This is a genomic window from Rhodococcus sp. (in: high G+C Gram-positive bacteria) (assembly GCF_049286785.1).
In the GTDB taxonomy this organism is placed as follows: domain Bacteria; phylum Actinomycetota; class Actinomycetes; order Mycobacteriales; family Mycobacteriaceae; genus Rhodococcus_F.
Map to the genome: position 1 here is coordinate 1 of NZ_JBAQEO010000039.1, position 5,035 is coordinate 5,035.

The 5,035-nt window shown below is 66.4% G+C and carries 8 protein-coding genes; 4 read left to right on the forward strand and 4 right to left on the reverse strand.

Going from position 1 to position 5,035, the window contains the following annotated elements:
• Window positions 1–394: hypothetical protein (locus WAW17_RS01740; protein WP_422331307.1), on the reverse strand; the 394-nt coding region annotated here is incomplete at its 3' end.
• A 100-nt stretch (window positions 395–494) separates the two neighbouring features.
• Between WAW17_RS01740 and WAW17_RS01745 the strand changes: the two genes are divergently transcribed.
• Window positions 495–1,022 carry a peptidylprolyl isomerase gene (locus tag WAW17_RS01745; protein ID WP_422331308.1) on the forward strand — a complete coding sequence of 176 codons (528 nt, stop codon included), beginning with the start codon at window positions 495–497 and terminating at the stop codon, window positions 1,020–1,022.
• 13 nt (window positions 1,023–1,035) lie between these two features.
• Window positions 1,036–1,953: a rhomboid family intramembrane serine protease gene (locus tag WAW17_RS01750; protein WP_422331309.1), complete on the forward strand. Its 918-nt coding sequence runs from the start codon at window positions 1,036–1,038 to the stop codon at window positions 1,951–1,953.
• Here the strand turns inward: WAW17_RS01750 and WAW17_RS01755 are convergent.
• A complete protein-coding gene (locus WAW17_RS01755) occupies window positions 1,947–2,405 on the reverse strand; it encodes a PH domain-containing protein (RefSeq protein WP_422331314.1) in 459 nt (152 codons plus the stop codon). The genes WAW17_RS01750 and WAW17_RS01755 overlap by 7 nt on opposite strands.
• Window positions 2,406–2,483: 78 nt before the next feature.
• Window positions 2,484–2,750, reverse strand: a complete 267-nt coding sequence (gene crgA / locus WAW17_RS01760) for a cell division protein CrgA (protein WP_422331310.1) — start codon at window positions 2,748–2,750, stop codon at window positions 2,484–2,486.
• Between the two features lie 118 nt (window positions 2,751–2,868).
• Between crgA and WAW17_RS01765 the strand changes: the two genes are divergently transcribed.
• Both WAW17_RS01765 and WAW17_RS01770 read left to right on the forward strand, forming a co-directional pair.
• Complete coding sequence (locus WAW17_RS01765) at window positions 2,869–3,567, forward strand: DUF881 domain-containing protein (protein WP_422331311.1); 699 nt, start codon at window positions 2,869–2,871, stop codon at window positions 3,565–3,567.
• A 25-nt stretch (window positions 3,568–3,592) separates the two neighbouring features.
• Complete coding sequence (locus tag WAW17_RS01770) at window positions 3,593–4,246, forward strand: aminodeoxychorismate/anthranilate synthase component II (protein ID WP_422331312.1); 654 nt, start codon at window positions 3,593–3,595, stop codon at window positions 4,244–4,246.
• A 19-nt stretch (window positions 4,247–4,265) separates the two neighbouring features.
• On the opposite strand, the gene WAW17_RS01775 is transcribed toward WAW17_RS01770, so the two are convergent.
• On the reverse strand, window positions 4,266–5,035 hold a 770-nt coding region (locus tag WAW17_RS01775), incomplete at its 5' end, for a PASTA domain-containing protein (RefSeq protein WP_422331313.1).

The following is a 5,035-nucleotide window of genomic DNA, read 5'->3' on the forward strand; positions in this document are numbered from 1 at the left end:
TCTCGGCGTCCTGAAGACTCGGGGGCGCGGGCGCTACGGGCGGCTGCTCCCGCCGGCGACTCCTGGCGAACACAGCGCCACCGGCGACAACTGCACCGACTGCGAAGCCGATCGCGATCCGACGCCCCTTGCGCGGCTTCGATTGCTCCGGGGCGTCCGGGGTCAGCGGGCGTACGACGACCTTGACCGTCCTTGCCGCCTTCCGCGCGGGTGCGGTCTGGGCGTTGATGCCCTTCTTCGCCAGAAACACTCCCTGACGCCCGATGAACAGGCCGAGCTGGCCGGTTCCGCGGGCCGCGGACAGCGCGGTGGTCCGGGCGAGCCGCAGGGCCCGATCTGCACCGGAAGCCGCGGTCGGCAGCACGTTCGTGATGGACTCCGTCGCTTGTGTCATGTCCCCACTTTGTCACAAGAGGTAGGCACACGAACGGTTCCCGCGGCCGACTTCGCCGGTGCGCGAACCACCGGAAACCGCATAATGGCAACATGGTGGGGTGACTTCACCTCATCAGACCGCAACCGCAACGCTGCACACCAACCGCGGCGACATCAAGATCGCGCTTTTCGGCAATCATGCTCCGAAGACCGTCGAAAATTTCGTCGGTCTCGCGACAGGCTCCAAGGACTACAGCACCGCCAACGCCGGTGGCACCAACTCGGGTCCGTTCTATGACGGCGCCGTGTTCCACCGCGTCATCAACGGCTTCATGATCCAGGGCGGCGATCCCACCGGCACCGGCGCCGGCGGCCCGGGATACAAGTTCGGCGACGAGTTCCATCCCGAACTGCAGTTCGACCGTCCGTACCTGCTCGCTATGGCGAATGCGGGCCCGGGCACCAACGGATCACAGTTCTTCATCACCACCGGTGCCACGCCGCACCTCAACCGTAAGCACACCATTTTCGGCGAGGTCGTGGACGAGGAGTCGAAGAAGGTTGTCGACGCCATCGCCACGACGGCCACGGACCGCTCCGATCGCCCGCTCGAGCCTGTTGTGATCAACAGCGTGACCATCGCGTAGGAACGGAACACCCATGACCAACCCCGGCTGGGGCGGTGCTGCGAACGAGGGCACTCCGCCCCAGCCGCGGTGCGTCCGGCACCCCGATCGTCCCACCGCGCTGTCGTGCAACCGCTGCGGCCGTCCTGCCTGTCCCGAATGCCTGAGGGAGGCGGCGGTCGGGTATCAGTGCGTCGACTGCGTCGCAGCCGGGCAGCGTGACGTCCGGCCGGTCCGCAACGTCGCCGGTGCCGTGTCGGCTCAGCGGACCGTCCCGCTCGTCACCTACATCCTCATGGCTGCCAACATCGGCGTCTTCCTCATCACCGCCGCGCAGTCGCGCAGCATCATGGACAACCATCTGGGCTCGTCCCTGTTCCTGTCCTGGGCGCTGTATCCGCCGGCTGTGGTGGGCGGGGAGTTCGTGCGGATACTGGGTAGCGGGTTCCTGCACTTCGGTCTGATCCACCTGGCCGTCAACATGTTCGCGTTGTGGGTGATCGGCCGGGACACCGAGCTGGTGCTGGGCCGCGCCCGCTACGCCGCCGTCTATCTGGCATCGATTCTCGGTGGATCCGCGGCCGTGATGCTGTTCCAGCTCGATGCGATCACGGCCGGTGCGTCCGGGGCCGTGTTCGGTCTGATGGGAGCTCAGGCCGTCATCCTGCTGCGCCTGCGGCGCAGTCCCGCACCCGTCGTCTCGGTGATCGCGATCAACGTGATCATCAGCATCACGATCCCGGGCATCTCCCTGTGGGGACACCTCGGTGGTTTGGTTGCCGGTGCCGCAGCCACGGCGGGCATCCTCTACGGCCCCCAGTGGTCGGGTGCGGGCAACAACCGCGAGAAGGCCGTCGTGGTGGGCTGGGTCTGCCTGGGCGCCGTCATTGTCGCCGCCCTGGCCGTGATCGCGGTGCGGGTTCTCCAGCTGCGCGCGAGCGCCGGTTACTGACCCGGGCCGACCAGTCGGTGAACGGTGAGGGCGTCGAACACGTCCTCCGGGTTGGCGCCGAGGTCCCAACGACCGAAGATCATCAGGCGTTCGGTACCGTCCTCGGCCCGGACGTCGATCTCGAGCATCGGCACCCGGCGACCGAGCCGCGGATAGCGGACGATGCGGGCCCGCTCGATCTCGGACCGGGAGTACGTCCGGCGACCGCGCAGCCGGGTCACCACGATGCTTCCGGCCTTCGTGTCGACTGCGAGACGGGGTCGTTGACGCCCCGCGGACAGGGCGGTGCCGAGCAGTCCGAGGGCGGCCACTGCCACCAGCAGGCGACCGGCCGGCTCGGTGGACACCGCGAGATCGGCGACACCCAAGGCGACACCTCCGACCGCGAGTGCGATCACGGCGCCGAGGGGAGTCGACCACTGCAGTGGCGCCTCGTCAGCAGTCACGGGCAGTCGACCTGCGGTTATCCACAGGGGTTGTCCACATTGGGGATGAAATGACAGAGGTGTAATGCGAGGTGCCGCGCCACATCAATGCCAGCGCATCGTCATGATGAGTCCGACAACCATGAAGCCGAATCCGATCAGGAAGTTGTAAGCCCCCAGATCGTTCATCCAGGTGAGCTGATCGGCGGCCAGGTAGTAGACGATCAACCACACCAGCCCGATCAGCATGAATCCGAGCATCACCGACACATACAGCGTGCTCGACGGGCCGACGGCCTTCACCTTCACCGGGGTGCGGTTCGCAGGATTGATCGTGTAATCGGTCTTCTTACGGACCTTCGACTTCGGCATGACGTCCTCGTTCGTGCGGTTCTACAGGAATGTGGGCAGGTAGATTCGAAATACCTGCGTGTGTACACGCTAACGTAGGCGCCGTTCGGGCGACGAGGACGAGGGGACGGAAACACCGGTGACCAGGTCCATCTTCTGGAGGATCAGCGTTCTGGTGGTGTGCCTCGTGGCAGGACTGCTGGTGGCGACCACTCGCGAGGTGTCGCACGGCAACGAGATCCGCGCGGGCGACTCCACCCGTTTGTCCGACCTCGTGCGCAACGCGCAAGCCGAGACTGACGAGGTGGCTGCCACCCGGGACGAGTTGGCCGCGCAGGTCGAGTCGTTGCAGCAGAGCGCCGCGGAGTCCGACGCCGGCGTCGCGCAGGCCCTGGCCGAAAGCAAGGCGCTCGCCACGGACGCCGGGCTTTCGCCGATGACCGGTCCGGGCGTCACGGTCACTCTCACCGACGCACCGCGCGACACGGACGGCAAGTACCCCGTGGATGCGACGCCCGATGACCTGGTGGTGCATCAGCAGGACGTGCAGAGCGTGCTGAACGCGCTGTGGGTGGGCGGCGCCGAGGCGATCAGCATGCAGGATCAGCGGATCGTCAACACGTCGGCACCCCGGTGTATCGGAAACACTCTGCTTCTGCACGGCCGAACCTACAGCCCGCCGTATGTGATCTCGGCCATCGGCGATCCGGCTCGGCTGGAGGCCGCACTGGCCAACGAGCCGGGAGTTCGCGTGTTCAAGCAGTACGCAACGCGCTTCGGCCTCGGCTACACGCAGGTCGCGGCGGGCCAATTGACCGTCCCCGGATATGCGGGGTGACAGCGGGGGAGAATACCCTGCTCCCATGAGGATTCTCGTCGTCGACAACTACGACAGCTTCGTGTTCAACCTGGTTCAGTACCTCGGGCAGCTGGGAACACAGGCTGTGGTGTGGCGCAACGACGATCCGCACCTCACCGGTCCCGACGCCGTCGCGGCCGCAGCAGCCGAGTTCGACGGGATTCTGCTGAGTCCGGGCCCCGGGACTCCGCAACGGGCGGGCGCCACGATGGACCTGGTCACCGCCAGTGCCGCCGCACACACCCCGCTGCTCGGGGTGTGCCTCGGGCATCAGGCGATCGGTGCCGCCTTCGGTGCCACCGTCGATCGTGCTCCCGAACTTCTGCACGGCAAGACCAGCCTCGTTCACCACAAGGATGCCGGTGTTCTGGCAGGGCTGCCCGACCCGTTCGTTGCCACGAGATACCACTCGCTGACGGTCGTCGAAAACACCATTCCCCCGGAACTCGAGGTCATCGCCCACACCGACAGTGGCATCGTCATGGCGATGCAGCACCGGGAGCTGCCCATCCACGGTGTGCAGTTCCATCCGGAGTCGGTGCTCACCCAGGGCGGTCACCGGATGCTGGCCAACTGGCTGTCGATCTGTGGCGATACCCCGGCCGAGGTTCTCGTCGCCGACCTCGAAGCCGAGGTCGCGCAGGCGCTCGGCGCCTGACACGACCCCGGTTTCGCGTTTACCTCGGGATTCCCAGAGCCCCGACGCTGACGGTCACGACACTCTTCTTGGAGATCTCGGATCCGGGCGGCTGCTGCTGGCTGATGATCTTGCCGACCATGTCCGGATCAAGCGTGGACGTCTGGTTCTGTACCAGCTGACTCGACGAACCCGTCCAGCCGGCACCGCGCAGTTCTGTCAACGCCTGCGACACCGTCTTACCGGTGAGATCCGGCATCGCGATGTTGCTTCCGTTCGACACCCGCACCTGAACGGTGTCGCCCTTGTCCGCGGACGAACCACCGACGGGGTCGGTCGAGACCACTTCGCCCTTGGGCTGGCCCGAATCGATCTCGGTGATCGCCACCTGGAAGCCGGCGGCTTCGATGTTGGCTTGGGCGACGGAGACCTGCTGCCCGGTCACGTCGGGGACCCGGATCTGCTCCGGGCCGGTGCCGAGCGTGATCGTCACGGGGGAGTCCAAGGAGATGCTGGCCCCGGATGTCGGGTTCTGCTGGATCACCTTGTCGACGTCGGTAGGTGCCGAGGGTGCACGTGCCACTTCGTTGTCGAGTCGCAGTCCGACCGCGTTCAGTTCCTGCTGGGCCTCCCGCTGGTTGAGACCGGCGAGGCGGGGAACCTTCACCTGCTCTGGTCCCGACGACACCTCGAGGGTGACGGTGCTGCCCTCGTCGAGCTGCACTCCTGCGACGGGACGGGTGGTGATCACGTTGCCTGCCGCCACGACCGCGTCCGGTTTCTGCTGTCGCGACACCCGGAAGCCCAGAT